The 26105-nt window shown below is 58.4% G+C and carries 24 protein-coding genes, 4 tRNA genes and 1 pseudogene; 7 read left to right on the top strand and 22 right to left on the bottom strand.

The features are described from left to right. Positions 1–18: 18 nt before the first annotated feature. Positions 19–1254, bottom strand: a complete 1236-nt coding sequence (locus GTP23_RS08425) for a hypothetical protein (protein ID WP_161034785.1) — start codon at positions 1252–1254, stop codon at positions 19–21. A gap of 206 nt (positions 1255–1460) precedes the next feature. Between GTP23_RS08425 and GTP23_RS08420 the strand changes: the two genes are divergently transcribed. The 3 genes from GTP23_RS08420 to GTP23_RS08410 all read left to right on the top strand — a co-directional run bounded on the left by GTP23_RS08420 (position 1461) and on the right by GTP23_RS08410 (position 3912). Next, positions 1461–2285, top strand: a complete 825-nt coding sequence (locus GTP23_RS08420) for a delta-class carbonic anhydrase (RefSeq protein ID WP_161034784.1) — start codon at positions 1461–1463, stop codon at positions 2283–2285. A gap of 159 nt (positions 2286–2444) precedes the next feature. Further along, entirely contained in the window at positions 2445–3287 is an 843-nt protein-coding gene (locus GTP23_RS08415; RefSeq protein ID WP_161034783.1) for a substrate-binding periplasmic protein, read from the top strand. 109 nt (positions 3288–3396) lie between these two features. Then, complete coding sequence (locus tag GTP23_RS08410; protein WP_161034782.1) at positions 3397–3912, top strand: hypothetical protein; 516 nt, start codon at positions 3397–3399, stop codon at positions 3910–3912. Between the two features lie 44 nt (positions 3913–3956). On the opposite strand, the gene GTP23_RS08405 is transcribed toward GTP23_RS08410, so the two are convergent. From GTP23_RS08405 to GTP23_RS08395, 3 genes are all read right to left on the bottom strand, one after another. Then, positions 3957–4032: transfer RNA gene (locus GTP23_RS08405), tRNA-Asn, on the bottom strand. Between the two features lie 65 nt (positions 4033–4097). Further along, a complete protein-coding gene (locus GTP23_RS08400) occupies positions 4098–6284 on the bottom strand; it encodes a TonB-dependent receptor (protein ID WP_161034781.1) in 2187 nt (728 codons plus the stop codon). Positions 6285–6655: 371 nt separating this feature from the next. After that, complete coding sequence (locus tag GTP23_RS08395) at positions 6656–7348, bottom strand: DUF3334 family protein (RefSeq protein WP_161034780.1); 693 nt, start codon at positions 7346–7348, stop codon at positions 6656–6658. A gap of 419 nt (positions 7349–7767) precedes the next feature. On the opposite strand from GTP23_RS08395, the gene GTP23_RS08390 reads away from it, so the two are divergent. Next, the gene (locus GTP23_RS08390; RefSeq protein ID WP_161034779.1) at positions 7768–8625 is read left to right on the top strand and encodes a substrate-binding periplasmic protein; all 858 of its coding nucleotides are present in this window, start codon (positions 7768–7770) and stop codon (positions 8623–8625) included. Here the strand turns inward: GTP23_RS08390 and GTP23_RS22585 are convergent. Together GTP23_RS22585 and GTP23_RS08380 are read right to left on the bottom strand one after the other, a co-directional pair. Next, positions 8608–9684, bottom strand: a complete 1077-nt coding sequence (locus GTP23_RS22585) for a DUF6447 family protein (RefSeq protein ID WP_202412100.1) — start codon at positions 9682–9684, stop codon at positions 8608–8610. The two genes, GTP23_RS08390 and GTP23_RS22585, sit on opposite strands and share 18 nt — an antisense overlap. Positions 9685–9876: 192 nt before the next feature. Continuing rightward, positions 9877–9952: transfer RNA gene (locus GTP23_RS08380), tRNA-Asn, on the bottom strand. Between the two features lie 107 nt (positions 9953–10059). On the opposite strand from GTP23_RS08380, the pseudogene GTP23_RS23075 reads away from it, so the two are divergent. Both GTP23_RS23075 and GTP23_RS08375 read left to right on the top strand, forming a co-directional pair. Further along, positions 10060–10200, top strand: a pseudogene (locus GTP23_RS23075) (HNH endonuclease); the annotation flags it as partial. A 135-nt stretch (positions 10201–10335) separates the two neighbouring features. Further along, complete coding sequence (locus GTP23_RS08375) at positions 10336–10968, top strand: hypothetical protein (RefSeq protein WP_229256011.1); 633 nt, start codon at positions 10336–10338, stop codon at positions 10966–10968. Between the two features lie 156 nt (positions 10969–11124). Here the strand turns inward: GTP23_RS08375 and GTP23_RS08370 are convergent. The 3 genes from GTP23_RS08370 to GTP23_RS08360 all read right to left on the bottom strand — a co-directional run bounded on the left by GTP23_RS08370 (position 11125) and on the right by GTP23_RS08360 (position 12745). Further along, positions 11125–11200: transfer RNA gene (locus GTP23_RS08370), tRNA-Asn, on the bottom strand. A gap of 145 nt (positions 11201–11345) precedes the next feature. Next, positions 11346–11421 (bottom strand) — tRNA-Asn (locus GTP23_RS08365). Between the two features lie 121 nt (positions 11422–11542). Continuing rightward, complete coding sequence (locus GTP23_RS08360; protein WP_202412098.1) at positions 11543–12745, bottom strand: amino acid aminotransferase; 1203 nt, start codon at positions 12743–12745, stop codon at positions 11543–11545. A 114-nt stretch (positions 12746–12859) separates the two neighbouring features. On the opposite strand from GTP23_RS08360, the gene uvrB reads away from it, so the two are divergent. Then, positions 12860–14944: an excinuclease ABC subunit UvrB gene (gene uvrB / locus GTP23_RS08355; protein ID WP_161034777.1), complete on the top strand. Its 2085-nt coding sequence runs from the start codon at positions 12860–12862 to the stop codon at positions 14942–14944. An 18-nt stretch (positions 14945–14962) separates the two neighbouring features. On the opposite strand, the gene GTP23_RS08350 is transcribed toward uvrB, so the two are convergent. The 13 genes from GTP23_RS08350 to der form a co-directional block, all read right to left on the bottom strand. After that, the gene (locus tag GTP23_RS08350; RefSeq protein ID WP_161034776.1) at positions 14963–15904 is read right to left on the bottom strand and encodes an alpha/beta hydrolase; all 942 of its coding nucleotides are present in this window, start codon (positions 15902–15904) and stop codon (positions 14963–14965) included. 13 nt (positions 15905–15917) lie between these two features. Then, a complete protein-coding gene (locus GTP23_RS22730) occupies positions 15918–16106 on the bottom strand; it encodes an SdpI family protein (RefSeq protein WP_267874501.1) in 189 nt (62 codons plus the stop codon). Positions 16107–16109: 3 nt separating this feature from the next. Continuing rightward, positions 16110–16553 carry a DUF1648 domain-containing protein gene (locus tag GTP23_RS08345; RefSeq protein WP_229256010.1) on the bottom strand — a complete coding sequence of 148 codons (444 nt, stop codon included), beginning with the start codon at positions 16551–16553 and terminating at the stop codon, positions 16110–16112. After that, the gene (locus GTP23_RS08340) at positions 16550–16837 is read right to left on the bottom strand and encodes an autorepressor SdpR family transcription factor (RefSeq protein WP_161034775.1); all 288 of its coding nucleotides are present in this window, start codon (positions 16835–16837) and stop codon (positions 16550–16552) included. The genes GTP23_RS08345 and GTP23_RS08340 overlap by 4 nt, the downstream gene beginning before the upstream one ends. A gap of 75 nt (positions 16838–16912) precedes the next feature. Beyond that, complete coding sequence (locus tag GTP23_RS08335; protein WP_161034774.1) at positions 16913–17509, bottom strand: MarC family protein; 597 nt, start codon at positions 17507–17509, stop codon at positions 16913–16915. Between the two features lie 143 nt (positions 17510–17652). After that, complete coding sequence (locus tag GTP23_RS08330; protein WP_155434884.1) at positions 17653–18198, bottom strand: phosphoribosyltransferase; 546 nt, start codon at positions 18196–18198, stop codon at positions 17653–17655. Positions 18199–18212: 14 nt separating this feature from the next. Then, complete coding sequence (locus tag GTP23_RS08325) at positions 18213–19523, bottom strand: adenylosuccinate synthase (RefSeq protein WP_155434883.1); 1311 nt, start codon at positions 19521–19523, stop codon at positions 18213–18215. 4 nt (positions 19524–19527) lie between these two features. Continuing rightward, complete coding sequence (locus GTP23_RS08320; RefSeq protein WP_161034773.1) at positions 19528–20688, bottom strand: ATP phosphoribosyltransferase regulatory subunit; 1161 nt, start codon at positions 20686–20688, stop codon at positions 19528–19530. A 195-nt stretch (positions 20689–20883) separates the two neighbouring features. Beyond that, a complete protein-coding gene (gene hflC, locus GTP23_RS08315) occupies positions 20884–21798 on the bottom strand; it encodes a protease modulator HflC (RefSeq protein ID WP_161034772.1) in 915 nt (304 codons plus the stop codon). Continuing rightward, positions 21798–23093 (bottom strand): FtsH protease activity modulator HflK, encoded by a 1296-nt coding sequence (hflK, locus tag GTP23_RS08310; protein WP_161034771.1) that lies wholly within the window; start codon positions 23091–23093, stop codon positions 21798–21800. Before hflK ends, hflC begins: the two co-directional genes overlap by 1 nt. After that, positions 23093–24286 (bottom strand): GTPase HflX, encoded by a 1194-nt coding sequence (gene hflX, locus GTP23_RS08305; protein ID WP_161034770.1) that lies wholly within the window; start codon positions 24284–24286, stop codon positions 23093–23095. The genes hflK and hflX overlap by 1 nt, the downstream gene beginning before the upstream one ends. 37 nt (positions 24287–24323) lie before the next feature. Continuing rightward, positions 24324–24560, bottom strand: coding sequence for an RNA chaperone Hfq (hfq, locus tag GTP23_RS08300; RefSeq protein WP_155434878.1), 237 nt, complete (start codon positions 24558–24560; stop codon positions 24324–24326). A 195-nt stretch (positions 24561–24755) separates the two neighbouring features. Next, positions 24756–26102 carry a ribosome biogenesis GTPase Der gene (gene der / locus GTP23_RS08295; RefSeq protein WP_161034769.1) on the bottom strand — a complete coding sequence of 449 codons (1347 nt, stop codon included), beginning with the start codon at positions 26100–26102 and terminating at the stop codon, positions 24756–24758. Positions 26103–26105: the final 3 nt, after the last annotated feature.

Raw genomic sequence — 26105 nt, 5'->3', positions numbered from 1 at the left:
AATTATTCGGAAGCCAGCTCAATCCCGCGCCGTTCCACAATGCTGGCAATAGAATGCGAGCGCTCGGCTTCTCAGTCCGCAATGGCGGCAGATTCCCAGCTGTTCGCTACCACACACTTCACAACATGCTTGCTCGCTGGAGGCGAGTTTTTCACCGCAGCCCAGACATTGGACCTTGCGCAAGCGCAGCACGCGCTGCCGGGCCGGTTTAAAGTAAGTCCGTTGCGCTATGAAGATGAGCAATAAACCGCCACCTAGTCCGGCAAGGATCACGCCATAATTCAGCAGGAACATCAGATTCGTTTGTTCGAGTTGAATCAGGATGGTTTCCATCAGATAGTTCGGCAGCAGCTCGTAAACAAACTGGAGAACACGTATAAAGATGGGAATCATACAAACCAGCATGAAATGCGAGGAGACCAGTATTTTGTTGTCGTCCTGACGCCGGATTGCCCGCACATTCCAGAATACGGCCAGCAGCAGCAAGGGCAGCATAAATCCGATCTGGATCGCCATCACCCTGAACGGGTAGGTAAATACCTCGTGTTCAAACTTCCGCTGCGCCTGCTGTAGCTCGCCCACTGCCAGCAGAGCCTTAACTTTTTCGAGATAGCCAAGCAAAACAGGATGCGACTCCAGCGCCGCTTTCGTGCTGGCTTGCTGCGCCTGCAAGGCGCCCAGTTCATTTTCAAACCGGGCTATATGGTTCTTGGTATCGCTGGCACTCGCGGGCAATATGGAATCTGTTCTACTCTGACGGGCGACCTTCTCCAGTAAAGCTGCCTGATAGCTTTTCTTCAGATCCGCAATTTTCTCTTCTGTTGCCCGGATTGCGGCTGACCTGCCCTGGAAATCCCCATATAGCGCTATGAGTTCCTCATTATTGATCGTCGCCAGAAAGAGGCTGTATAAAGTCTGACAAGTTTTCAGCGGTGAAGGAAGCAGGCCAAAGTCACGCTCAAGCCGCGCTCTCTCCTCAGAATGCGGCGCCAAGTATGTCCCTATACTTTTAAGGCGAGCACTGGCGTCTAGTTGCACAAACTCCAAGGACACCTCTGCGCATTCAAGCGTAATCTGGTTGCGGGGCCGCTCGATTAATCTGACCGCATTAGTCAGGCCATCCATCATCTCCACCAGAACAAAAATATCCAGTGCAAATAACACGATGAGCGCGAAACGCGACAGCGGTTGCGCGCTATTGCGGCGCGACAGACGGCTCCATAAGCGGGGAAAAAAACCACGGATAGCATTCATCACAATAGGCGCTCCTGTTGACGACAGAACAGCAGCGATTGTCATCAAAGTGTGCCTGCGGCGTATTGCCATCACTCAAACTCTGATTGCTAGCCCCGGCTTGCAAGTTCGGACCAAGTTTCTGTCCCCACAAAAACCACCAATCGACGAGGCTAAACAAAGGGACTAGAATCAGAATCCCACCATCACCTACCGGAGAGCGCTCGATGAAAACGCCATACGCCTTGACCATATTAGCCCTTGCAGTGAGCGCGCAGGTCCACGCGCAGGATGCCCACCATGGCGGCAGCGACACGGTAGCTGCCCAGAATGCAGCACTCTCCAGGAACACGGAAGGCAAAGGCTACGGCCCGCAGGCGCCGCGCGACCTGAGCACGCGAGCGGGCAGCAATCTGCGCGTGTTCACGACGGCACCGGCTGCATCAAAAATGAATCTTTGCAATATCCACTTCCACAAGAATGCCGAGCACAAAGGTGGTGAATTCACCACACCGGCAGACAGCGGCTTTAAATATGCGGGCAAGCTGACGCCTGCCGAGGCCGCGCCGCTCAGCGCCGAAGTCTGCCCGAATGAACACGGCGGCCTGCAAGCTGGTGACACCATCGAGCTGCACTACGTTCACAGCACGGCACAGGTAAGCCCCGGCCCTACGTTGAACTCCTGCCTCAGCGAAGCGGACAGCAATCCCCAGTTGCGCGTGGAAGCGCAGGTCATGGTACTGGTCAACGATGCCAAGGCAGCCGATTTTGCCGAACTCACCAAGCTAGGCGAAGTGGGCGGCTACCAGCAGGCGCTGCACATCCCTAAACACACGGGCAAGCCTATCCAGTACGCCGGTTCGACCACTGGCCCTAGCTACAACGAAAAAGGTTCGCCCCTGCAGGTTTCGTGGAGCGTGCGGCCCAAGGTGCTGAAAGTGAATGCCGAATCCGTGGGCGCATGGTGCAAGGCCAATGTGTTCAAAGAAGACCACGGCCACGGTGTGCGCAACCTCGTCACGGATGCCAAACTGCTCGCGCCTATGAATTAAAGCCATCGCGCGCAACAGCAGACGAGCAGGTCGCGCGGCCTACCGCCGCCCTGCTCCCCCTGCCACGACAGACGCAGCATCACAGCTGCCGTGGCACCGTCTGGCCTGAATAATCTGGTTATAATACAGGCAACATAACGGACTAATTGGGGGACGCCTATGTGGTTTGCCGCCGTTGCGCTGGCAGCTATCGCCGTCACGGCCACTGCTGCGGAATCTGCGACACCCGTCAAGATGGGACTGCAAAGCGTAGTTGCACCATTTGTCCTGCCCGACAATACCTCCGGTCTGCTGATCGACGTGGTGCGCGCAGCCTTCGCCACGCAGCAGATGCCCGTCGAATTCCGTTACCTGCCCAATGCCCGCTTCAACGATCAGATGCGCCAGGGTCTGCTGGATATCACGCCCGCTACCGGCAGCGACGCCACGCAGGAAGGCTACCTGAGCCACTGGCCAGTGACGTATTTTCATAATGTAGCGATTACCCTGCGCAGCAAGATCCCCACCCTGTCCCGCCTCGACGATCTGAAGAAATACCGCGTCACCGCCTTTCGCGGTGCACGCAATGTGCTGGGGCCGGCGTATGCGACCGTGGTAGCTGCCAATCCGGCCTACCGTGAAGTGGTGACCATGCCCTCCGGCACCCTGCTACTGGGCCGCACCGACATCATCATTTCCCAGCCCGATATTTTTCAATACTACCTGCGCCAGCAACTGCCACGTCAGCGTGTCGGGGAAGAGGTGCTGGCCTATCATGACGTGCTGGGGCCGGGACGCTTCTACTGGATGCGCTTCCGCACCGAGACGCTGCGCGATGCATTCGAGCGCGGCATAGCGCAACTATATGCGTCCGGCGAAATCGACCGCATCCAGCAGCGCTATGCGCGCGACTACGGCCTGACGCGGGATTTTTTCGTCGCACTCGACTGCCAGTTCCGGCCCGAGCAAGCGCCGCAAAAATGCAAGAAGATCAGAGAGTGGAGCAGACCACTGCAGGAATGAGAAGTATCCGGCCGATGCCCTCCTCAGGTCGAGCATGCGCTTTGTGCTCACTCAAGACGTCAGGCAACAACGACGCAACAATCAATGGCTCATCCACCGGAGCCAGCACATGGAACCCACAGCAAACGAATTACCGCCCCAACCAGCGTATGATGATCCCGAGCCTCGTCTGACCAAGTTGGAGAAAGCAGTGACAGCTCTGCAATGCGACCATGCCTTATTAGGGCTTAGAGTAAGCAGCGGTTTTGAAGCTGCGCAGGCACAGCTTGCGCTGACGGAAGAAAAACTGCGGCGGGAATTTCACGATGGTCTGCACAATCTAGAGAAAGTGCTCAGCAAAAAGATCGAAGATGAGGCCCAACGTCTGGAAAACCGTATCGTCAACGAAGTACAGATCTTGACCGCCAGACTGGATCATCAGGATATTCGGCTAGATCGACAAGATTCCAGGTTGGATCGAATGGAAGCAAGGCTGGATCGAATGGAAGCGCGGCTGGATCGAATGGAGGCAAGAATGGATCAACTGGATGCCAAGATTGACCAGCTTGCCAAATGGATGATCGCCACCCAGCTGACCACGATAGCGCTCATCGTCGGCATCGCCGCCCAGCTATTCCTGCGCTGAAAAGCAAAAAGCCCAGCCGGTAAGGGCTGGGCTTTTCAGTGTTCTGGCTCCCCGACCTGGACTCGAACCAGGGACCTGCGGATTAACAGTCCGTCGCTCTACCGACTGAGCTATCAGGGAAAAGAGGCCGCATTATATACGGCCAATTTCTAGCTGTCTAGGCTAGAGGGTAATTTTCTGAAAAATCAGAAGCTGCCCTTGAACTGCACACCGAACTGACGTGGTTCGTTGACGAAGCCGGTCAGGTTATTGAAGTCGATGGCGCCGATAATGCGCTCGGTGTTGGTGATGTTACGTGCATAGCCAGCCACCTCATACTTGCCGCCGGCCCAGTTATAACCGACGCGCAGACCACCTTCCACCATAGGCTTGCCGGTGAACTCTTTGGCTTCGTACAGGAAGAAGTTAATCTTGCTGCGGTAGGACCAGTCGGTCAGCACGAACAGGTTGCCGTTTTCCAGCGCCCAGTTGTAGCGCGCGGTGGCGTTCAGGATGTACTTCGGTGCCTGTGGCAGCGGGTTGCCATCGATGATCACGCGACCTGCAGCATTCAGCGGATCGGTGACGGTGCACGAACCGCACTTGGCCACGGACAGCGATGGGTCCTTGATTTCGGTGAAGTTGTACGAACCGCCAGCCGTCACTTTGAAGTCCGGCGTCACGAAAGCTTCGAAGTCGGCTTCCAGACCGCGACCGGTGGTCTTGGCAGCGTTGATCAGTTTGGTGACGTTGGAGTTACCGCCCACTACGGTCAGCTGCTGGTTCTTCACATCGTAGTTGTACACGCTCAGCGATGCACGGGCACGGCGGTTGAACAGGTCAGCCTTCACACCGGCTTCGTAGGAAGTGATGGTTTCCGCATCGGCCACGGTAATCGGCACGGAAGCGCTGGCGGCAGCGATACTTGGTGCACGGAAGCCGGTGGCAACGCGGGCGTAGGTGCTGATGTCTTGGCTCAGTTTGTAGGTGGCGCTCAGATCCCAGTTGGTCTTGTGCTTGCTCTCATCGACCGACTTAGGACCGATCTGGGTGACGTTGATGGCTTCTACAGTACGGAAGTCCTTCTTGTCCTGGGTATAACGCAGGCCGCCGCGCAGCACCACGCTATCCGACAGATCGTAGGTCACCGAACCGAACAGCGCGGAAGCGGTGTTGTTCTGGTGGCTCTGCAGGTGCGAGGTTTGCGCCTGGGTATTGCTGTCGTAGTTGTTGCTATAGCCTTCGCCGCTTTCCTTGAAGAAGTACACGCCGCTCTGCCAGTTCAGCGGGCCAGCATTCTTCGATTCGACGCGGAATTCCTGGCTGTACTGGTGCAGCCAGCTCAGGCCTCCACCGGTCTGTACCTGGAACGGAATGAAGCCCGGACCGGTCGGCGTGCCGCCGTCGATATCGCCGCGGCTGTAGTACTCGTCCACACCTTCGTAGCCGGTGACGGAGAACAGTTTGACCGAGCCCAGGTCCCAGGTCAGGCGGGCATTGGCGCCATTGGTGCGCAGGTTCTGGCCGTTCAGACCATTGGTATTGAGCTTGGTGAAGTCGTAACCATCAGCGAAGTCGTTGGTACCCTTCTTGATGATGTTGGCACGGAACAGACGGGCACTACCAGTGGTGCTACGGGCGTGCACGTTGAACAACGCGCTGAAGGTGGTGCTCGGCGTGTACAGGAACTGCACGCGCTCGGCGTGTTCGTTGTAGCCTTCCAGCACGTCGTCCTGCTTGGTAAAGGTATTGTCGACGAAGTTGTCGCGGTGCTGGCGCAGGGTCGATACGCGCATGGCCCACTCGTTCGACAGCGGCACGTTGGCAGCGCCTTCCAGATTCACAGTATTGTGGGTCGCCCACGACACGTTGTAATAGCCTTCGACTTTCTTGGTGTTCGGCTTTTCCGATTCAAACTTGACCACGCCGGCCGGGGTGTTGCGGCCGAACAGGGTGCCTTGCGGGCCGCGCAGAACTTCTACACCAGCCACGTCGAAGATAGGGAAGCCTTTCAGAATGCCGTTTTCCTGCACCACGTCGTCATACACCAGCGATACTGGCTGCGAAGCGAAGGTGGAGAAGTCGGTGTTGCCGTAGCCGCGGATGTAGAAACGCGGGAAGGTACGGCCGTTGGACGATTCCACGTTCAGCGATGGTACTTTACCGGCCAGCAGACGGATATCCTGACCGCCGGAAACCAGCACGTCGAGTTTTTCATCTTTCAGCAGGGTGACGGAAACCGGCACATCCTTGATGTTTTCGGCGCGGCGCTGCGCCGTCACGGTTACGGTTTCCAGTTGTGGTTCGCTAGCGTTCTGGGCCAGGGCGGAACCGATAGGCATAACGGCGCTCAGCGCCAGCAGGCGCTTGTGCATCTTCGACAGTTTGATCATTCAATTTCCCGATGAGTGGTAATGCAAAGAGTTAAAAACAGTGTCTCCTGTTCTCTCTTTATTTGACTCTGTCCAGTCATCTGACGTGACCGTGGCAGCACAAGCGGAGGCTGAACCGTACAACGTTGGCTAGAATGCACCGGCTTGCGGAAGGGCAGTATTTTCTTTCATTGATACCGTGTATTGCAAGCGCAATATGACAGCAATGTCATTTACTGTTAGAAATTTGGCCTAACCTGCCGGAGTGCTGAATAATCGCGGGTCACCCTGGCTTAGGCTGCGTAGAAATAGCGCCGGCGCGCCCGATATAAAAAAAGCAGCTGTGACATAAATGCCACAGCTGCTTTGCTGTTTTTGATAAATGCGGGCAGTTACATGCCTAAAGAGCGCAGTAGCTCCTCGTTCGCGGCCTCTTCATCAGACTGGCCAGGCGCGCTGCTGGCCGCATGATTGTCGCGCTCCTGCTCCATCAGCGCATCGGGATCGGCTACTTCACTGGAATCGAAATCATGCAGGCGGATAAATTCGGTGCGGTCTATGGCCAGCTCCAGATAGAAGATATTGCTCTTCTCCGTGTAGAAGGTGACACGGCGCATTTCCGGCCGGTCCAGCGGCGTATCCACGCTCAGCATCACCTGCTTGTTCAGCACCAGCATTTTCGGCTGGTTCTGGGTGATATTGGTCTGCAGCTCGCGCCGCACCTTGCCGGTAAAGTCGCCGACGATCTGGTTCATCAGCTCGCCCATGATGTTGGACACCTCGTCCGAGGTATGCGATACCGCCAGCTCCGATTTAGGCATCCCCATGTGCAGCATATAGCGCTCATAGATCTCCATCGCCGTATCGGCAGCAAAATTCAGCACAACCAGCCCGGTAAACCCGCCATCAAACAGCACAAAGCAACCGATATCGGGTTTCAGGCCGATTTTGGTAATCCGTTGCACCATGCCCGAGTAATTCACTTTGCTCTGGGTAGCGACATTCAAGACACGGATCACCGAATTGCACAGACTCATCAACAAGTCTTCGGTGCCGTACACAACATCCTTGTTTTCCCCAATCATGTTCTACCTCTATTTATTTTCTACAAAATCTCGCTGGCAGCAGTCTCTACTGTTCAGAAATAGGTTTCAGAATACCCACGCGCAAGATTTCCGTCTACCTGAATCGCGCAAAACCGTGCGTTTATGGTGCGAAACCGGGGCAACAGGGGCATGAAGGCAACGTCCGCAACGCATTTTAAAAAATTTTCATTGCGCCATTGTGATTTCCAGCAGGACAATTAAAGCTATCGTCAGCAAACCCGCGACACCATGCGACCGCCCTGCTTCGTTCTCGTCCTCTCGCCCGTCACAGCCATGCGCAGACAGGCGCTGGACGTGGTTTGCCCGGCCTGACGCCCCTCTGATCCCGTCCCTGCATGCACATACACCTGTACAAATTGCTCTCGCTAATCCTATGCATCAGCCTGCTTGGCCTGCATATGCCTGCCGGCGCGGAAGACATCTACATCCCCCGCTCCAACGACCGCGAACCATGGGCGCCGTATATCGTGGAACTGCTGCAAGCAGCGCTGGCCAGATCGCCAGGCACTACGCCGGACCATCTGCACTGGCTGGAAACGCATATGACGCAGGACCGGGCGTTCACCCAGCTGCGCAACAATCAGAAGCTCGATGTCTACTGGAGCATGACCTCGAAGACGCGCGAACAGGGCGTCATCGTGATCCGCATTCCCCTGCTCAAAGGCTTGCTAGGACAGCGCCTGCTCGCCATCCGCCCCGAATCGGCCAGCCGCTTCGCGCGGGTACGTACGCTGGATGATCTGCGCCGTGATTTCCGCTTCGGACAAGGGCACGACTGGCCCGACACCACCATTCAGCAAGCGGCCGGACTGAATACGGTAACGTCCTCGTCCTACGATACGCTTTACCCCATGCTGCAGGCCCACCGCTTTGACGCCATACCGCTCGGCATCAATGAAATCGATGACGAGTTACGCAAGCACAGCGATGTTGATTTGATGGTCGAAAAGAACCTGGCACTGGTGTATCCGGCGCCCGTATTTTTCTTTGTCGCACCGAACAAGACGGCACTGGCCGCACGCATAGAAAGCGGCCTGAACCGCATGCTGGCCGATGGCAGCTTCGACGCCATGTTCGACAGGCGCTGGAGCAAGACCCTGCTTTCCAAGAACATGAAAAATCGCCTGATCTTCCAGCTCGCCAATCCCCTGCTCTCGCCCGAAACGGCGGAGATGATACGGCGCCACCCCGAGTACTTCCTGTTTCCGCCCAGAGTGGATGGCAACCCGGCACCCGCTTCAGGGCTGCGGCAGTAGTTCTTTCAGCGCTTGCAGATAAGCATTGCGGGCAGTCTGGGTAATGGCCAGATCGCGCTGCAGCTCCTGCAGGCGCTGCTCGCTCATCTGCAGCATCTGCAATTGCTGGCGCGCCGGCTCGGAGAGTGCCGCCAATGCATACTGTACTCCGTCGACTGCAATAAATTCTGCACTGCTCAAGTTGCTAACTCCTTCAGTATGTTGATTCTTCATGCGAGTTACACTGCCCCTGGTAGCAAGCTCCAGCTGCTGATTCACGCGCGTCCCGGTCAGTACGATCTGATTTACATGACGGAGTTGCGTCGCCACGTCTTTGCGGCGCAATCGCCGGCAGGTCTGCAAGGCCAATAAACGCCCTCGCTCGGGATTCTCCGCCAGATCCCAGACCTTGCTCCCGAATAACGCCTCTCTCGCCCGCTGAAATATGGTCACAGGCATGGCAGGAGCTGCCAACACCTGTTCGCTGGGATATAGACGATTAGTCTGCGTCAGCGACACCATATATGCCGTCGCCACCCCCAACATCAACTGGCCATCTCGATAGCAGCAGAGCAAAGGCATATAGGGTGCCAATTCCGGCAGTACGTGATTCGGATAGACTTCTACGTCCCAGTATTTTCGAGCGATTTGACTAAAATGCTCAAAATCACGTATCGCCACAAAGCGAGCGTCGGCAAATGGAATTAATTCGACTTTAGGCTTAGTCGGAGTAACCGTATCGTTCGATACGTCCAGATACAGACTACCCAGCTGAAAAGCGTTTTGAAAGAACTCGCCACGTAAATCGCCCCATACCTGTCGCATATCGCCGCCCGCCCGACGGAACGCCCGATAGGCGGAGTAGCCTGTCTTGGCTTGCGGACTTTTGAGTGTAACTGGGTCAAATGTACTAAGCAGCTGCTGAACTGCGACGGTTATTTCCAAACATTGCCCCAAGGGATAAGGCTTACCTTTTTTAGGTGCTAGCGTAGTAGCTAGTTGACAATCAATTGCGGCACGTAGCTCGAGAAAGAAAATCTCCAGTTCAGACAGGAACGGTAGTAAATAGGTGTCCGTCAACAGATTCTGCCGATCTCCGTCAACGACACGCGGTTCATTGGGCAATAAGGAATGACGGATAACGGACCAACTAGGCGGCATAATCACAACTCGACAAAACAAATACGAAACTGGACGAAACAGCAAAAAGCCCCATGCAGCACTACAACGCAATGAAGCGATGCATGGCACACATGGGACTTTGGGATATTCTGGCTCCCCGACCTGGACTCGAACCAGGGACCTGCGGATTAACAGTCCGTCGCTCTACCGACTGAGCTATCAGGGAAATGCGGCCGCAACTATAGCTGTAAAATACAATTTCACCAAATTTATTTTCGACAGTCGCGACCACACTTGCCCTTCCCCACAAAATAGACCCGCATACAAACAACGATGGTTCACGGCCCCGCAAAGTACCCACCCAAAACGTGCTGTATATATTGCGGCAACAGCGCTGTCGCGCTGACCGATGAGCATGTTGTCCCGTATTCGCTTGGCGGCAAGCACGTACTTCAGAACGCTAGCTGCAATAAGTGTGCGGACATAACCAAGCTGTTCGAGCAAGACGTGACAAGGGATTTATGGGGCGATGCGAGGGCTAGTTACGGAGCCCCCACCAGAAGAAAAAAAGAGCGCAAAACCCGTCAGTTGCTCAAAGACCCCAGCGGGATGGCGCCTGACCTGCCGATTCCCATGGGCCGCTACCCCGGCGTCTTCATTTTTTACCAGATGGGACGCGCGGGCCTTCTGCTGGGCCAGTCCAACGCCGTCGATAGCTCGGCAGCCTGGTCTCTACAAGCCGTAGTTGATGACGCCCGACTGACCGCACTTCATCGCGAGCATCCGGGGCGGGTGACTGCGCAATTCAGGCACCTTCCCACCAGCTTTGCCAGGATGCTGGCGAAGATCGGTTATTGCCAAATATTGACCTCACTTGACCCAGGCGACTTTGATGCACTCTGCCTGCCGTACATACTCGGCGCGGAAAAGAACCTGTCACACATAATTGGCGCGCGAGCCAGCATCGAAGCGCCAGAACCTGGCATCGGATACTCGCTCAGGAGCAACCTGTTCGGCGACGACGAGCTGTGCTTCGTGGTCGCCGAAATACGGTTGTTCTCGGCGGCCCATACGCCCACCTACCACGTCGTCGTCGGCCAAGCTAGCGGACCAGCGAACGTCGAACTTGTTTCCCAAAAGCTGGAGGTCACATATCGCGCACAATTACCCAAGCCTTCCGCGTTCGAGATACCTCCGGACGAGTTCCATTGGATGCCGGCCTCGTGGCCAATCGCAGGCTAACGCTGGGAAAGGCTCCGCGTGTTGAGCTGGCAAAGCGGAGACGAAAGGGAGACACTGCTCTTCGTGGCGTAAGCGAATCGGGGGGGGGATATTTCCCAACTGGGTAATACGCAAACGAAAACGGCCCCGCGATTGCTCGCGGGGCCGCTTGTATTCTGGCTCCCCGACCTGGACTCGAACCAGGGACCTGCGGATTAACAGTCCGTCGCTCTACCGACTGAGCTATCAGGGAATTGAGGGCAGAATTATAACTGCCTATTCGGATTTTGCCTAATTTTTTTATCGCGCGCTCGGAGCGGAACGCAGTCACCACGACACCAGTCCACTATGAAAAAAGCCCATGTAGCACGCGTGCATACATGGGCTTTTCAATATTCTGGCTCCCCGACCTGGACTCGAACCAGGGACCTGCGGATTAACAGTCCGTCGCTCTACCGACTGAGCTATCAGGGAATTGCGGCAACATTCTATACTGTTTAGATCATTTCGACAAGCTTGCTATCGAAGTAATTTTTAACACTACAATCTGCTGCTCATCGGCTGCATCGTGCGACGCAACCGAAGAAGCAAGATCTTAAAGCACTTTTGCGATGGCGTCAATCACGATATCGATGTTGCGCGAGTTCAGTGCTGCAACACAGATACGGCCGGTATCCACGGCGTAGATCGAGGAAGCGCGCAGCTGCTCGACTTGTGCCTTGCTCAGGCCCGAGTACGAGAACATGCCAACCTGATCGCGCACGAAAGCGAAATCATGGGCCGGCGCTTTGGCTTTCAGTTTGGCCACAAACGCTTCACGCATTTCCTTGATACGTACGCGCATCCCAGCCAGCTCGTCTTCCCACATCTGGCGCAGTTCCGGTGTGGTCAGCACGGTCGCCACCACTTTACCGCCGTGCACAGGCGGGTTGGAGTAGTTGGTACGCACCACGCGCTTCAGTTGCGACATCAGGCGGGCCGCTTCTTCGCTGCTGGCGGCAACTACGCTCAGGGCACCCACGCGCTCGCCGTACAGCGAGAACGATTTGGAGAAGGAGTTCGATACCAGCAGCGGACCGCCGGCGGCAGCGAAACGGCGTACTACAGCGCCGTCTTCAGCGATACCGGCGCCAAAGCCCTGATAGGCCATGTCGAGGAACGGTACCAGACCGCCAGCAGTCACGGCGGCGATCACTTCATCCCACTGGGTCGAGCTCAGATCGGCGCCGGTCGGGTTGTGGCAGCAGGCGTGCAGCAGCACGATGGAACCGCGCGGCATGGCTTTCAGTGCAGCCAGCATGCCGGCGAAGTTCACACCGTGGGTGGCTGCGTCATAGTAAGCGTAGTTGTTGACAGTGAAACCGGCGCTCTCGAACAGCGCGCGGTGGTTTTCCCAGCTAGGATCGCTGATGTAGACCTGCGCATCCGGAGCGAAGCGCTTGAGGAAGTCGGCACCGATTTTCAGTGCGCCGGTGCCGCCGATGGCCTGCACGGTAACCGCACGTTTTTCCTGCACCACGGCGCTGTCGGCACCGAATACCAGCTCCTGCACAGCCTTGTCGTAAGCTGCCAGACCTTCGATCGGCAGGTAGGTACGCGGCGCTGGTGCAGCGATCAGAATTTCCTCGGCTTTCTGCACGCACGACAGCAGCGGCACTTTGCCATTGTCGTCATAATAGACACCCACACCCAGATTGATTTTGGCTGGATTTTGGTCGGCGTTAAATGCTTCGGTGATACCCAGAATTGGGTCACGTGGGGCCATGTCGATGGCGCTGAACAAGCTAGGATTCGTCATGATAAGATTCGATTCGATTGGAAGCGGTTCACTGCGGTTGAAGGTAGACAGCGCGCCCCAAAAAACTGCTTCAGGCCGCTGGCAGGCCATTATTTTAACAAAGGTCGGTACACGATGGCTGATTTACCCGCAGAAAACGCGACAGATAACTCCACAAAGGCAACGGTTGTTACTTTTCCGGACTCGCCGTTCCGCCTGCACCAACCCTTCCCGCCTGCGGGCGACCAGCCCACGGCCATAGACCAGCTATGCGAAGGCATTAACGACGGCCTGTTCTATCAGACCCTGCTGGGCGTTACGGGTTCCGGCAAAACCTACACCATGGCCAATGTGATCGCCCGTATGGGACGACCGGCCATCGTGTTTGCACCCAACAAAACGCTGGCGGCCCAGCTGTATTCGGAGTTCCGCGAATTCTTCCCCGAAAATGCGGTCGAGTATTTCGTTTCTTACTACGATTACTACCAGCCGGAAGCCTATGTGCCCCAGCGCGACCTGTTCATCGAGAAGGATTCCTCGATCAACGAACACATCGAGCAAATGCGGCTATCCTGCACCAAGTCGCTGATGGAGCGGCGCGATGTGGTGATCGTGGCGACGGTTTCGGCCATCTACGGTATCGGTAACCCCACCGAATACCACCAGATGATCCTGACGCTGCGCGCCAAGGACCGCGTCTCGCAGCGCGACATCATCGCCCGCCTGATCCAGATGCAGTACACCCGCAACGAAGTCGATTTCGGCCGCGGCACCTTCCGCGTACGGGGCGACACGCTGGACATTTTCCCGGCAGAGAATGCGGAACTGGCCGTGCGGCTGGACCTGTTCGACGATGAACTGGAATCGATCCAGCTGTTCGACCCGCTGACGGGGCGCGTCAAGCAGAAGATTCCACGCTTTACCGTGTATCCCGGTTCGCACTACGTTACGCCGCGCTCCACCGTGCTGCGCGCGATCGAAACCATCAAGGATGAGCTGCGCGAACGGCTGGACTTCTTCCGCCGCGAGAACAAGCTGATCGAAGAACAGCGGCTGGAACAGCGCACCCGCTTCGATCTGGAAATGATGGCCGAGATCGGCTTCACCAAGGGCATCGAAAACTATTCGCGCCACCTGAGCGGCGCCCTGCCGGGCGAACCGCCGCCTACGCTGGTCGATTACCTGCCCAAGGATGCGCTGATGTTCCTCGACGAATCGCACGTGCTGGTGGGCCAGCTCAGCGCCATGTACAACGGCGACCGCTCGCGCAAGACCAATCTGGTGGACTACGGTTTCCGCCTGCCCTCGGCGCTGGACAACCGCCCGCTCAAGTTCGAGGAATTCGAGCAGAAGATGCGTCAGACCATCTTCGTTTCCGCCACCCCGGCCGACTACGAAAAGACTCACGCCGATCAGGTAGTGGAACAGGTGGTGCGCCCTACCGGTCTGGTCGATCCGCAAGTGATCGTGCGCCCTGCCCTGTCGCAGGTGGATGATCTGATGTCGGAGATCACCCTGCGGGTGGAGCGTAACGAACGCGTGCTGGTGACGACCCTGACCAAGCGCATGTCGGAGCAGCTGACCGAATATCTGGGCGACCACGGCATCAAGGTGCGCTATCTGCACAGCGATATCGAAACGGTGGAGCGGGTGGAGCTGCTGCGCGACCTGCGCATCGGCACCTTCGATGTGCTGGTGGGGATCAACCTGCTGCGCGAAGGGCTGGACTTGCCGGAAGTATCGCTGGTGGCCATCCTCGACGCCGACAAGGAAGGCTTCCTGCGTTCCGAGCGTTCGCTGATCCAGACCATAGGCCGCGCCGCCCGTAACCTCAATGGTGTAGCCCTGCTGTATGCCGACCGCATGACGGATTCGATGGAACGCGCCATCGGCGAAACGGAACGGCGCCGCGCCAAGCAGATCGCCTTCAACCAAGCCAACGGCATCGTGCCGCGCGGCGTACACAAAGTCATCAAGGACATGATAGACGGCGTGTACAGCCCTGAGCAGGTCACGGAAGAACTGGAAGTGGCGCAGCAGACGGCCAAGTACGAGGCGATGAGCGAGAAGCAGATCAGCAAGGAAATCAAGCGGCTGGAAAAAGCCATGCTCGATCACGCCAAGAATCTGGAATTCGAAAAAGCCGCGCAGGTGCGCGACCAGCTGCATGTGCTCAAGCAGCAGCTGTTCGGCGCACCGGGCGCCGATACGCCGGGCTAGGCCGGCGTATCCCCTGCCCTAGCGCGCCAGCTGGTCGATAAAGCTGTACACGCTGTCGAGCAACTGGGGCGCCACCGGCAAGTCCGGGCTGCCATAGGATTTGCGCTGTAACTCGGCATCCGTGCCGACCATCTTCAGCAGATGGTTCATGCCGTCGATGACTTGCAGGCGGGCGCGCGGCGCGGCTGCCGCCAGCGCCTGCGCCTCGCTGACGGGCACCTGCACATCGGACGTACCCTGCACGATCAGTACGGGCATGTTCAAGCCTGCCACCGCCTTGCGCGGATCGTGCTGCAGCCACGAGATCAGATATGGCTGCACCGAGGCGTGGTACAAGGCCTGCAACGGCGCCGGCACATCGGCCACGGCCTGCCCCTGTTTCAAGGCCGCCAGTATGCGCTCGTTTTCTGCCAGCAGTGGCGGCGGCAACTGCTTGGCCAGTTGTTCGCGCAGCAGTTCATCGGCCGGATGGCCGGCACCAGCCAGCAGCACGCAGCCATCGGCCTTGGCAATGGCACAGGCTTCCGCCACGATCTGCGCCCCTTCGCTGTGACCGATCAGGATCACGCGCGAGAAGCGCGCATCGGCACGCAAACGGGCGGCCCATGCGGCCGCGTCGGCAATATAGTCATCGAAGCGTAGCTCCTGTTCGCGCCAGCGCGGATTGGCACTGGCGGCGATGCCGCGCTTGTCATAGCGCACCGAAGCGATGCCGTGTCTTGCCAGACCTTCGGCCAGTAATTTCAGCGCGTCATTCGGTCCCGGTAGCAAATGGTTATTGCCATCGCGGTCAGTCGGCCCCGAGCCCGCATGCAGCAACACGACCGGCACCTTGCCCTGCACGCCGTCCGGCGTCAGTTCGGTGCCATACACGGCCGCGCCGCCCACTTCCAGCGCCACCGGCACCGAGGCCGCCAGAGCGGAGGACGATAACAACAGCAAGGACAGCAATAGCTTCATGGTGCGCTCCGTATCAATGAGGAAGACGTTTGTAGTACAACAGCGAATACAGCACTGCCAGCGGCACCCAGGCCACCAGTGCCAGCAGCAACAGCCAGTGCGGTGCGCCCGCTGCCAGCAGCAGCAAGCCCAGTACGCCACTCCCCACCATCAGGCGGCCCGCCAGCCGGTGGGTGGCATACCACACGCGCTCGCTGGCCAGCGTCTACGGCGTGCGTATGCCCATGTAGAAATTGCGCCGGACCTTGCCCATAGGGTTGCCGGTCAGGATGAGTGCAACACAGCCCAGTGCCGGTGCGATGCGGCCGATTTCCAGCGGCACGCCCAGTGCAGCACCGAGTACCAGTGCCTCGACGCAGGCCATCAGCGCTACCGGCAGCGTCATCAGATAGCCATAGGTGGCGCCTGATGCCTGCACTTCAAACTGGCGCGGCGACAGCCACGGTAACGCCACACCCAGCAGCAGCAAGGCGCCCATGGCGCCCGGCCCCAGCAGCCAGATCTGCCAGCGCGGCCCGTAACCATCCACCTGCCCGGCAGCATTCCAGTGCATGGGCAGCGTCGCTGGCAGGCGCGGATACAGGTAGGCGGTGACGACGCTCATGACAACAATCATCAGCAAACACAGCAGAACGGCACGTGGCTTCATGGTTTCCTCTCGCTAGGCAGATCACCCGCCAGATCCAGCATCCATGCCAGCACATCCTGCAATACGGTGGTATTCAAACCGTACCAGATGGTCTGGCCTTCGCGCCGGCGCGTAATCAGGTCCGCATCCGCCAGCACGGCGAAATGGTGCGACATGGTGGGCTTGCTCATGTCGAAGTGGCAGGCCAGATCGCCAGCCGTCATCTCGCCCTGGCGCAGCAGACGCAGAATCTCGCGGCGTGCAGGGTCGGCGATGGCTTTGAAGGCACTGTTGGCGGAATTCATTAGATACCAATCTAATTAGATAGTTATCTAAATATAGAAGTAAAAAAGACAGGCGTCAAGCACCTGTCTCGCCGCCTAGAGCGACTTAACGAATTCGCGTATGCCGCCCAACAGCATTTCTATCGACATCGCCGTCAGAATCAGGCCCATCAACCGCTCGAACGCCGTCATCACCTGCGGCCCCAGCACCTTCTGCAGCTTTTCTGCGCTGAGGAAGACCGCCAGCCAGACCAGCCCGACAGCGGCCAGCGCTGCCACGTGCACCAGCACCTCGCCCGTGCTTTCGCGCGAAAACAGCAGCACCGTGGCCAGCGCCGACGGTCCGGCCAGCGCCGGTATCGCCAGCGGCACAATGAAGGGCTCGCCGCCTTCGGTGCGGCCCAGCACCCCATCGGGATGAGGAAAGATCATGCGGATAGAAATCAGCAGCAGAATCACGCTCCCGCCTATGCGCAAGGAGACTTCGGACAGCTGCAAGGCCGTCAGGAAGTGGCGGCCGAAGAACATAAAGATCAGCAGCAGCACAAAGGCGATGGCACATTCACGGATCACGATGCGGGGACGGCGCGCCACCGGTACCGGATTGAGCACACTGGCGAACAGCGGCACATTGCCGAAAGGATCGGTAACCAGCAACAACAGGATAAAGGTCTGGAAAAAATTCTGGGTCATGGTGGCGGTCGCATAGGTCGTGCATGTGGCGGATATCCCTGATACGCTTCGGATTGTATCAGCGCAATAGCGCAAGTTAACATGGTGCAATAACAAAAAAACGACCCGCAGGTCGTTTTTTTGCCTAGAGCGCAAGGCTGCTATTACTCGGCGCTCTCGCCCTTTTTGATCCACGCTGCCAGCTGGTGCGGACGCAGGCCATCGTAGTCTTCGAACGGCTGATGGATCCACGGATTGTGCGGCAGTTCTTCCATCTGGTAGTCCGGCTTGAACACCGAGCAACCCTTGGTCCAGATCACGGCCGAACGCACTTCGGTCACGCCGGGGAAGTTTTCCTGCAGGTGCTTCATGACTTTTACCAGCGTTACGCCGGAATCGGCCAGATCGTCCACCAGCAGGATGCGGCCGCTCAGCGGGCCCTTGGTCATCGTCATGTATTTGGCGATGTCCAGATCACCGCGCACGGTGCCCGCTTCTTCACGGTAGGAGCTGGTCGACAGGATGGCCAGCGGCACATCAAAAATACGCGAGAACACATCGCCCGGACGCACGCCGCCGCGCGCCAGACACAGCACCTGGTCAAACTTCCAGCCCGATTCATGGACTTTCAGTGCCAGACGCTCGATCAGACGGTGGTATTCATCCCAGCTGACCCAGAGGTGTTTTTCATTCGATTGTGGGTTGTTCATAAGGTCTTCCTTGATTACTCGAACGGATGACGCAGTACGATCGTTTCTTCACGATCAGGACCGGTCGATACCATGTCGACCGGCACGCCGACCAACTCTTCGATACGTTTGATGTAGGCACGGGCGGTGGCTGGCAGCGCTTCGAGGGTCTTGGCGCCCACGGTGCTTTCCTTCCAGCCCGGCATTTCTTCGTACACTGGCACGCAACGCGCTGCCTCTTCCGCGCCGGACGGGAAGATATCCACGGCCACGCCGTCGATGGTGTAGCCGGTGCACAGCTTCAGGGTTTCCAGACCATCCAGCACGTCCAGCTTGGTCAGGCACATGCCCGTCACGCCGTTGATCTGTACCGAGCGACGCAGCAGCGCGGCATCGAACCAGCCGCAGCGGCGGGCACGGCCCGTCACGGTGCCGAACTCGTGGCCCACTTGCGCCAGATGGTGGCCCACGCCGGCATCGGTAGGCAGTTCCGAAGGGAACGGACCGGAACCCACGCGGGTGGTGTAGGCCTTGGTGATACCCATGATGTAGTGCAGCATGTTCGGACCCACGCCGGCACCGGCAGCGGCATTACCGGCTACGCAGTTGGACGAGGTAACGAACGGATAGGTGCCGTGGTCGACGTCCAGCAGCGAGCCTTGCGCGCCTTCGAACAGCAGGTTGGAACCGGCTTTGTGGGCAGCGTACAGGGCGCTCGACACGTCGGTCACCATAGGACGCAGACGCGGCACATAGGCCAGCGCGTCGTCCAGAGTTTTCTGGTACTCGACCTTCGGTGCTTTCAGATAGTTTTCCAGCACGAAGTTGTGGTAGTCCAGATTTTCCGCCAGCTTTTCAGCGAAGCGTTTTTCGTTCAGCAGGTCGGCCACGCGAATCGCGCGACGGGCCACTTTATCTTCATAGGCCGGGCCGATGCCCTTGCCGGTGGTGCCGATCTTGGCAGCGCCACGGGCCGCTTCACGGGCCAGATCCAGTGCCGAGTGGTACGGCAGAATCACTGGCGCTGCATCCGACACTTTCAGACGCGATGCCACTTCCACGCCGACTTTTTCCAGCTTGTCGATTTCGCGCAGTACATCCGGCACCGACACCACCACACCGTTACCGATGTAGCAGGCCACGCCCGGACGCATGATGCCCGAAGGGATCAGTTGCAGCGCAGTCTTGACGCCGCCGATCACCAGCGTATGGCCGGCGTTGTGACCGCCCTGGAAGCGGACCACACCCTGTGCATGATCGGTCAACCAGTCGACGATCTTGCCTTTACCTTCATCGCCCCATTGGGTGCCGATGACGACGACGTTTTTTGCGTTTTTATTTGACATCACACTAACCTAAGTTTTTAAGAATCCAGTTACTACCATTATCGTCGAGCACCAGCGCGCGATCGCACTCGAACTCGTCCAGTTCGTTGCTGTGACCCGGCAAACTCTGGATCACCACTTCGCCGGACTTGCGCAGCTCGGCGATTTTTTCCTTCAATTCCGGCGCATTGCCCCATGGTGCACGGATCGAATGCTTACGTTCCGCCGTGGGCAACAGACGCGCCAGTTCGCGCAAATCGAGCGAGAAGCCGGTGGCGGGACGTGCCCGGCCAAACGCCTCGCCGACGTGATCATAACGGCCACCGCGCGCCACCGCATTCGGCAGGCCGGGCACGTACAGTGCAAACATCGCACCGCTTTCATACTGATAACCGCGCAGGTCGGCCAGATCGATGGCCACTTCGGCCCGGCCCAGTGCCGATGCTGCCAGCGCGGCCAGTTCGGCCAGCGCCTTGCTGATACCGGGCAGGTCCGGCAGCACTGCGCGCGCACGCCCCAGCACTTCCACGCTGCCGTACAGGCTAGGCAGGGCCAGCAGCGCGTCGCGCACCACCGGCGTGTAGTCACGCGTCAGCGCCTGCAGGCCCGGCACATCCTTGGCGCGCAGCAGTTGCACGATCTGCGCCGCATCGCGCGTGGCCGCAGCATCACCCTCGGTGATGGCGCGCAGCACGCCGACATGGCTGAGGTCCAGACGGGCGCTGGTGAAACCGGCCAGAGCCAGCGAAGCCAGCGCCAGTTCCTGAATTTCCGCATCCGCTTCCAGCCCCGCATGGCCGTAGATCTCGGCACCGATCTGGAGCGGCTCGCGGGTAGCGTGCAGGCCCGATGGACGGGTATGCAGTACGCTGCCGGCGTAGCACAGACGGGTGACGGAGGCGCGGTTCAGCAGGTGGGCATCGATGCGCGCTACCTGGGTGGTCATGTCGGCGCGCAGGCCCAGCATGCGGCCCGACAGCTGATCCACCAGCTTGAAGGTGCGCAGATCGGTATCTTCGCCCGCGCCCGTCAGCAGCGACTCGAGGTATTCGAGCATGGGTGGCATCACCAGCTCGTAACCGTACAGACGGAAGTTATCCAGCATCAGACGACGCAATTCTTCAATCTTGCGTGCTTCCGACGGCAATACGTCGGCGATATTCTCGGGCAAAAGCCAATTTGGCATGGGGAACTGGTACGGAATATTTAATTAAATAAAGAGCAATACGCAGCAATAGACTGCGCGCACGGCGACCGACAAGCGGTAGGCCGAACCTGATATTTTACGCGAAAATGGATTTTAAGACGAGAAAAGATGCGTATAAGCACCTGAAAACGCCGCTACCGGACTGCCATCTGGCAGCCCGGCAGGGTTGTGACTTTACTTCTTGCCGCCGGCAGCAGCAGCGGCCGGAGCTGCGCCCGTGCCTTTGAAGTATTTGAAGAAGTCCGAGCTGCTATCCATCACCATCACGTCGCCGTGGTTCTTGAAGGTGGCGCGGTAGGCTTCCAGACTGCGGTAGAACTTGTAGAACTCGGGGTTCTTGCCGAAGGCTTCAGCGTAGATGGCCGATGCCTTGGCATCGCCCTCACCCTTGATCTGCTCGGCGTCACGGTAGGCCTCGGCCAGAATCACCGAACGCTGACGCTCGGCATCGGCACGGATTTTTTCCGAATCGGCCGAACCGGTCGAACGCAGTTCATTGGCCACGCGCAGACGCTCGGCCTTCATACGGTCATACACCGAGTTATTAATCTGCTCGACATACTCGACCCGCTTCAGACGCACGTCGATAATCTCGACGCCGATCTGGGCCGCTTCCGCCACCACCTTGGTGCGTATGCCTTCCATCACCTTGCCGCGCTGGCCGGAGATCACTTCGCCCACGGTACGCTTGGTGATTTCTTCGTTCAGGGCAGCCTTGATAATCTGCGACATGCGGTCACGCGCACGGTTCTCGTCGCCATTGAAGGTGACGTAGTACAGCTTGGGCTGGCCATCGGCACGGCCGATACGCCATTTGACGAAGCTGTCGACCAGAATATTCATCTTCTCGGCCGTGATGAAACGCTCGGCATCAGGCGATTCGATGGTCATGATGCGGTTGTCGAGGAACAGCACGTTCTGGAATGGCGGCGGCAGCTTGAAGTGCAGGCCCGGCTCGCGGATCACTTCCTTGATCTGGCCCAGCGCGAACACGATCGCATACTTGCGCTGATCGACCACGAACACGGTGGACGACAGCAGCAGGAAAGCGACGAAAGCCGCCACGAGGAAACTGGCTATACGATTCATTAACGGCTCTCCCGGTCACGTAAGGCTTCGCGCGAACGCGGATCGCGCGGACGGTTCACTTCCACCGTCTGCATGGTCTCGCTGCTGCCGGCGCTGCTGATGGCAGCCGGCTTGGCGGCACTGGCGCTGGCGGCAGCATCGGTCGCCGCAGCCTGCGCAATCAGCTTGTCGAGCGGCAGGTAGAGCAGATTGCTGCCCGACTTGGCGTCCACCATCACCTTGCTGGTGCTCGAGTAAATCTGCTGCATGGTGTCCAGATACATGCGGTCGCGCGTGACGGCCGGTGCTTTCTGGTACTCGGCCAGTACCTGCTTGAAGCGGGCTGCGTTACCGGTAGCATTTTCCACCACCATCGAGCGATAACCTTCGGCTTCCTGCAGCAGGCGCGATGCCGTACCGTGGGCCTTAGGAATCACATCGTTGGCATAGGCCTGACCTTCGTTCTTCTGGCGCTCGCGGTCCTGCCCTGCGCGCACGGCGTCATCGAAGGCTACCTGCACCTGCTCGGGCGGCTGCACGGCCTGCAGGGTAACATTCGAGATCAGCACGCCGGAAGCGTAGCGGTCGAGAATCTGCTGCATCAGCTGCTGGGTTTCCAGCGCCACCTTGTCGCGGCCTTCGTACAGCACGAAGTCCATCTTGTTCTTGCCGACGATTTCGCGGATCGAGGTCTCGGCAACCTGACGCACGGTATCTTCTTCGTCGCGGTTATTCAGCAGCCATGCCACCGGGTCCTTCAGCTTGAACTGCACGGCGAACTGGATATCGATGATGTTTTCATCGTCCGTCAGCATCAGCGATTCGCGCGCCTGCTTGTTCTTGATATTGCCGCGATAGCCGATTTCCACCACCCGCATCTGCGACACTCTGACCACTTCGTCGCTCTGGAACGGATACGGCCAGCGCCAGTTAAAACCCGCACCGGTGGTGTGGCTGATCTTGCCGAAGGTGTAGACCACGCCGGTCTGGCCTTCCTGCACGATGAAGGAACCGCTGGCCAGCCAGATCAGGGCCGCCACCACGGCTACCGCACCGGCCGTGGCACGCAGGCCGCCCGCATCGGGACGGCTAGGCGGCACGCCGCCATTGCCACCGTCTGGACGGTTCTTCTGGCCGAACATGCTGTTCAGGCGCTGATTGAAATCGCGCCACAGCTGTTCCATATCGGGCGGGCCTTCGCCCGGCTTTTTGCCTTCATTGGCTTGCGGCTTGCCGTCCTGCTGATCCGAACCCCAGCGCGGGTCGTTCAGATTGGCTTTCAGGCCGAGACGTTTGAATATCGAGGAGACACGCATCAGTGTGATCCAACTTGAGTGAGGGTGGGACTGCTTTCGGCTGCTTCGGCGTCATCGGCTAGTTCAGCGTCATCCGCCAGCTCTTCTTCATCAACTGCATACGACTGGTTCAGGCGCGCGCCGGGCGCACTCATGGCCCATTCGACGATAGCACCGCGCAGCAGATCCAGTCCGGCGCCCGTGCGGGCACTGAGGAAAACGCGGGAAATCTTATCATATTCATCGCGCTCGACCGAAGGCTCCAGCTCGGCCGCATCGATCTTGTTCCACACCAGAATCTGCGGAATATGGTCGGCACCGATTTCCTTGAGCACCAGATTGACCTGCTCGATCTGCTCCATGCGTACGGGCGAGGATGCATCGACCACATGCAGCAGCAGATCGGCGTGGATAGTTTCTTCCAGCGTGGCGCGGAACGCGGCCACCAGCTGGTGCGGCAGTTCGCGCACAAAGCCCACCGTATCGGAGATCACCACATTGCCCACTTCCTGTCCCATGTAGACGCGGCGCGAAGTGGTATCCAGCGTAGCAAACAACTGGTCGGCCACATACACACCGGCCTTGGTGACAGCATTGAACAGGGTGGATTTGCCGGCATTGGTGTACCCCACCAGCGAGACGGAGAAAGTCTGGCTGCGGCCGCGCGAACGGCGCTGGGTTTCATGCTGCTTGCGCAGCTTGCCCAGACGGGCACGCAAGGCTTTGACCCGCTCTCCGATCAGACGGCGGTCGGTTTCCAGCTGGGTTTCACCGGGACCGCGCAGACCGATACCGCCCTTCTGGCGTTCCAGGTGGGTCCAGCCGCGAATCAGGCGCGTGGCCAGATGCTGGAGCTGGGCCAGTTCCACCTGCAGCTTACCTTCGTGGGAAGCGGCACGCTGGGCAAAGATATCGAGAATCAGGCTGGTGCGGTCCAGCACCCGGATATTCAGGCGCTTTTCCAGATTGCGCTGCTGGGCAGGCGACAGCGCATGATTGAAAATGACGATTTCGATGCGGTGATCCTGCACCGCCATAGCGATTTCGTCGGCCTTGCCGCTGCCGACGAAATAGGCGGCATCAGGCGCCGCCCGCTTGGCCGTGATCGTCGTAATCGGTTCTGCACCGGCCGAACGGGCCAGTAACTGCAGTTCCTCGACGCTGGCGGCAAAGTCGCCCTGACCGAAATCGATACCAACTAAAGCTGCACGCATACGGTCAGGCTAGAAGATGTAGCGGTAAGGCAAACGCTTATTCCGCGTCCGCATCAACGCTGAGGTTGACGGCGCGGGCTGGCACCACGGTCGAAATGGCGTGCTTGTACACCATTTGCGTCACAGTATTGCGCAGCAGCACAACGTATTGGTCGAAGGATTCGATGTGACCTTGCAGCTTGATGCCGTTGACCAGATAGATCGAAACAGGCACATGCTCTTTACGCAAGGCATTGAGGAATGGGTCTTGTAACAGTTGCCCTTTGTTGCTCATAACAGCTCCATTTTTGTGTTGTTGTGTTCGGATTTGGAGGCGAAACGCTTAATTTCAAGTACGTGGCTCAACGAAAGTCAAATGATTTCCGCTGAAACACCGCTCGCCGAAGGAAGAATGGTGCTTCTAAGCCACTGTAACCTGTTTTGACTTTTTTTGCAGTTATGTACAGCAAAAAAAGTCCTTAAAAATGCCTTATTTCGCTGCCGTCTTGGCAAACGGGTTCTTACCGGTACGCAGTTCGATGCGCAGCGGCGTGCCTACCAGCGCGAAAGTATCGCGGAAATGCTTTTCCAGATAGCGCTTGTAAGGCTCGCCCACTGCATCCAGTGCATTGCCGTGAATCACGATCACAGGCGGGTTCATACCGCCCTGGTGGGCATAACGCAGCTTGGGACGGATGCCGCCCTTGCGGCGTGGTTCCTGCTTCTCGACGGCTTCGATCAGCGCGCGCGTCAGCTTAGGCGTGGACAGGTCCGACATCGCTGCAGCATAAGCGGCATCGACGGATTTCATCAGCGGGCCTATGCCCTGTGCGCGCAAGGCCGAAATGAAGTGGGTCTTGGCGAACGACAGGAAGTCCAGCTTGCGGTCGATATCGATCTTGATTTCGTCGCGCTCATCGCTGCGCAGACCGTCCCACTTGTTGACGGCTACCACCAGCGCACGGCCAGTCTCCAGCACGAAGCCGGCGATGTGGGCATCCTGCTCGGAGATGTCCTGCTGGGCGTCCAGCAGCAGCACCACCACGTTGGCTTCGGAAATCGACTGCAGCGTCTTCACCACCGAGAACTTCTCGATCGCTTCGAACACCTTGCCGCGGCGGCGGATACCAGCCGTGTCGATCAGGGTGTACTGCCTGCCATCGCGCTCGAACGGAATCTCGATCGAATCGCGCGTCGTACCCGGCATGTCGAAAGCGATCACGCGCTCTTCGCCCACCAGCGTATTGATCAGGGTGGACTTGCCCACGTTAGGACGACCGACCAGCGCGATCTTGATACCGCGTTCGTCTTTTTCCAGTTCTTCCGGATCTTCCGGACGCTGGGCAAACGCCAGATCCAGCGCTTCCTGCACCAGATCGGCCACGCCGTCGCCATGCGCCGACGAGATCGAATACGGTTCGCCCAGACCCAGTTCGTAGAAGTCGGCCACCACGCTGGTATAGCGCATGCCTTCCGATTTATTCACCACCAGCATCACCGGACGACCGCTCTTGCGCAGGAAGTCGGTAATGGTTTTATCGTGCGGTGTCAGGCCCTGACGGCCGTCGACCAGAAACACGACCACGTCGGCTTCGGCCACAGCCTGCTTGGTCTGCAGCGCCATCTGATACATGATGCCTTCCTTGGCCACGGGTTCGAAACCACCCGTGTCGATGACGAGGAAGGGACGTTCGCCGACACGGCCCTCGCCATAGTGACGATCGCGCGTCAACCCAGGCAAGTCCGCCACCAGCGCATCGCGCGAGCGGGTCAGACGATTAAACAAGGTCGATTTCCCTACATTGGGTCGACCCACTAGTGCGATTACCGGCTTCATTTT

It is taken from the genome of Duganella fentianensis, assembly GCF_009857835.1.
GTDB classification, from domain to species: domain Bacteria; phylum Pseudomonadota; class Gammaproteobacteria; order Burkholderiales; family Burkholderiaceae_D; genus Rugamonas; species Rugamonas fentianensis.
The sequence above is the reverse complement of the archived record's forward strand: the minus strand, read 5'-3'. Positions and strand labels throughout refer to the sequence as shown.

Bases quoted from the DNA above. Each gene is read 5' to 3' on its own strand.
- GTP23_RS08420 (WP_161034784.1), top strand. From the start codon at position 1,461: ATGAAAACGCCATACGCCTTGACCATATTAGCCCTTGCAGTGAGCGCG.
- der (WP_161034769.1), bottom strand. From the start codon at position 26,102: ATGAAGCCGGTAATCGCACTAGTGGGTCGACCCAATGTAGGGAAATCG.
- GTP23_RS08335 (WP_161034774.1), bottom strand. From the start codon at position 17,509: ATGACCCAGAATTTTTTCCAGACCTTTATCCTGTTGTTGCTGGTTACC.
- GTP23_RS08320 (WP_161034773.1), bottom strand. From the start codon at position 20,688: ATGCCAAATTGGCTTTTGCCCGAGAATATCGCCGACGTATTGCCGTCG.
- GTP23_RS08350 (WP_161034776.1), bottom strand. From the start codon at position 15,904: ATGAAGCTATTGCTGTCCTTGCTGTTGTTATCGTCCTCCGCTCTGGCG.
- GTP23_RS08345 (WP_229256010.1), bottom strand. From the start codon at position 16,553: ATGAAGCCACGTGCCGTTCTGCTGTGTTTGCTGATGATTGTTGTCATG.
- GTP23_RS08395 (WP_161034780.1), bottom strand. From the start codon at position 7,348: ATGATTGGGGAAAACAAGGATGTTGTGTACGGCACCGAAGACTTGTTG.
- GTP23_RS08400 (WP_161034781.1), bottom strand. From the start codon at position 6,284: ATGATCAAACTGTCGAAGATGCACAAGCGCCTGCTGGCGCTGAGCGCC.
- GTP23_RS08425 (WP_161034785.1), bottom strand. From the start codon at position 1,254: ATGAATGCTATCCGTGGTTTTTTTCCCCGCTTATGGAGCCGTCTGTCG.
- hfq (WP_155434878.1), bottom strand. From the start codon at position 24,560: ATGAGCAACAAAGGGCAACTGTTACAAGACCCATTCCTCAATGCCTTG.
- GTP23_RS08390 (WP_161034779.1), top strand. From the start codon at position 7,768: ATGCCTGCCGGCGCGGAAGACATCTACATCCCCCGCTCCAACGACCGC.
- GTP23_RS08325 (WP_155434883.1), bottom strand. From the start codon at position 19,523: ATGTCAAATAAAAACGCAAAAAACGTCGTCGTCATCGGCACCCAATGG.
- hflK (WP_161034771.1), bottom strand. From the start codon at position 23,093: ATGCGTGTCTCCTCGATATTCAAACGTCTCGGCCTGAAAGCCAATCTG.
- GTP23_RS08410 (WP_161034782.1), top strand. From the start codon at position 3,397: ATGGAACCCACAGCAAACGAATTACCGCCCCAACCAGCGTATGATGAT.
- hflC (WP_161034772.1), bottom strand. From the start codon at position 21,798: ATGAATCGTATAGCCAGTTTCCTCGTGGCGGCTTTCGTCGCTTTCCTG.
- GTP23_RS08375 (WP_229256011.1), top strand. From the start codon at position 10,336: ATGGCGCCTGACCTGCCGATTCCCATGGGCCGCTACCCCGGCGTCTTC.
- GTP23_RS08360 (WP_202412098.1), bottom strand. From the start codon at position 12,745: ATGACGAATCCTAGCTTGTTCAGCGCCATCGACATGGCCCCACGTGAC.
- hflX (WP_161034770.1), bottom strand. From the start codon at position 24,286: ATGCGTGCAGCTTTAGTTGGTATCGATTTCGGTCAGGGCGACTTTGCC.
- GTP23_RS08330 (WP_155434884.1), bottom strand. From the start codon at position 18,198: ATGAACAACCCACAATCGAATGAAAAACACCTCTGGGTCAGCTGGGAT.
- GTP23_RS08340 (WP_161034775.1), bottom strand. From the start codon at position 16,837: ATGAATTCCGCCAACAGTGCCTTCAAAGCCATCGCCGACCCTGCACGC.
- GTP23_RS08415 (WP_161034783.1), top strand. From the start codon at position 2,445: ATGTGGTTTGCCGCCGTTGCGCTGGCAGCTATCGCCGTCACGGCCACT.
- uvrB (WP_161034777.1), top strand. From the start codon at position 12,860: ATGGCTGATTTACCCGCAGAAAACGCGACAGATAACTCCACAAAGGCA.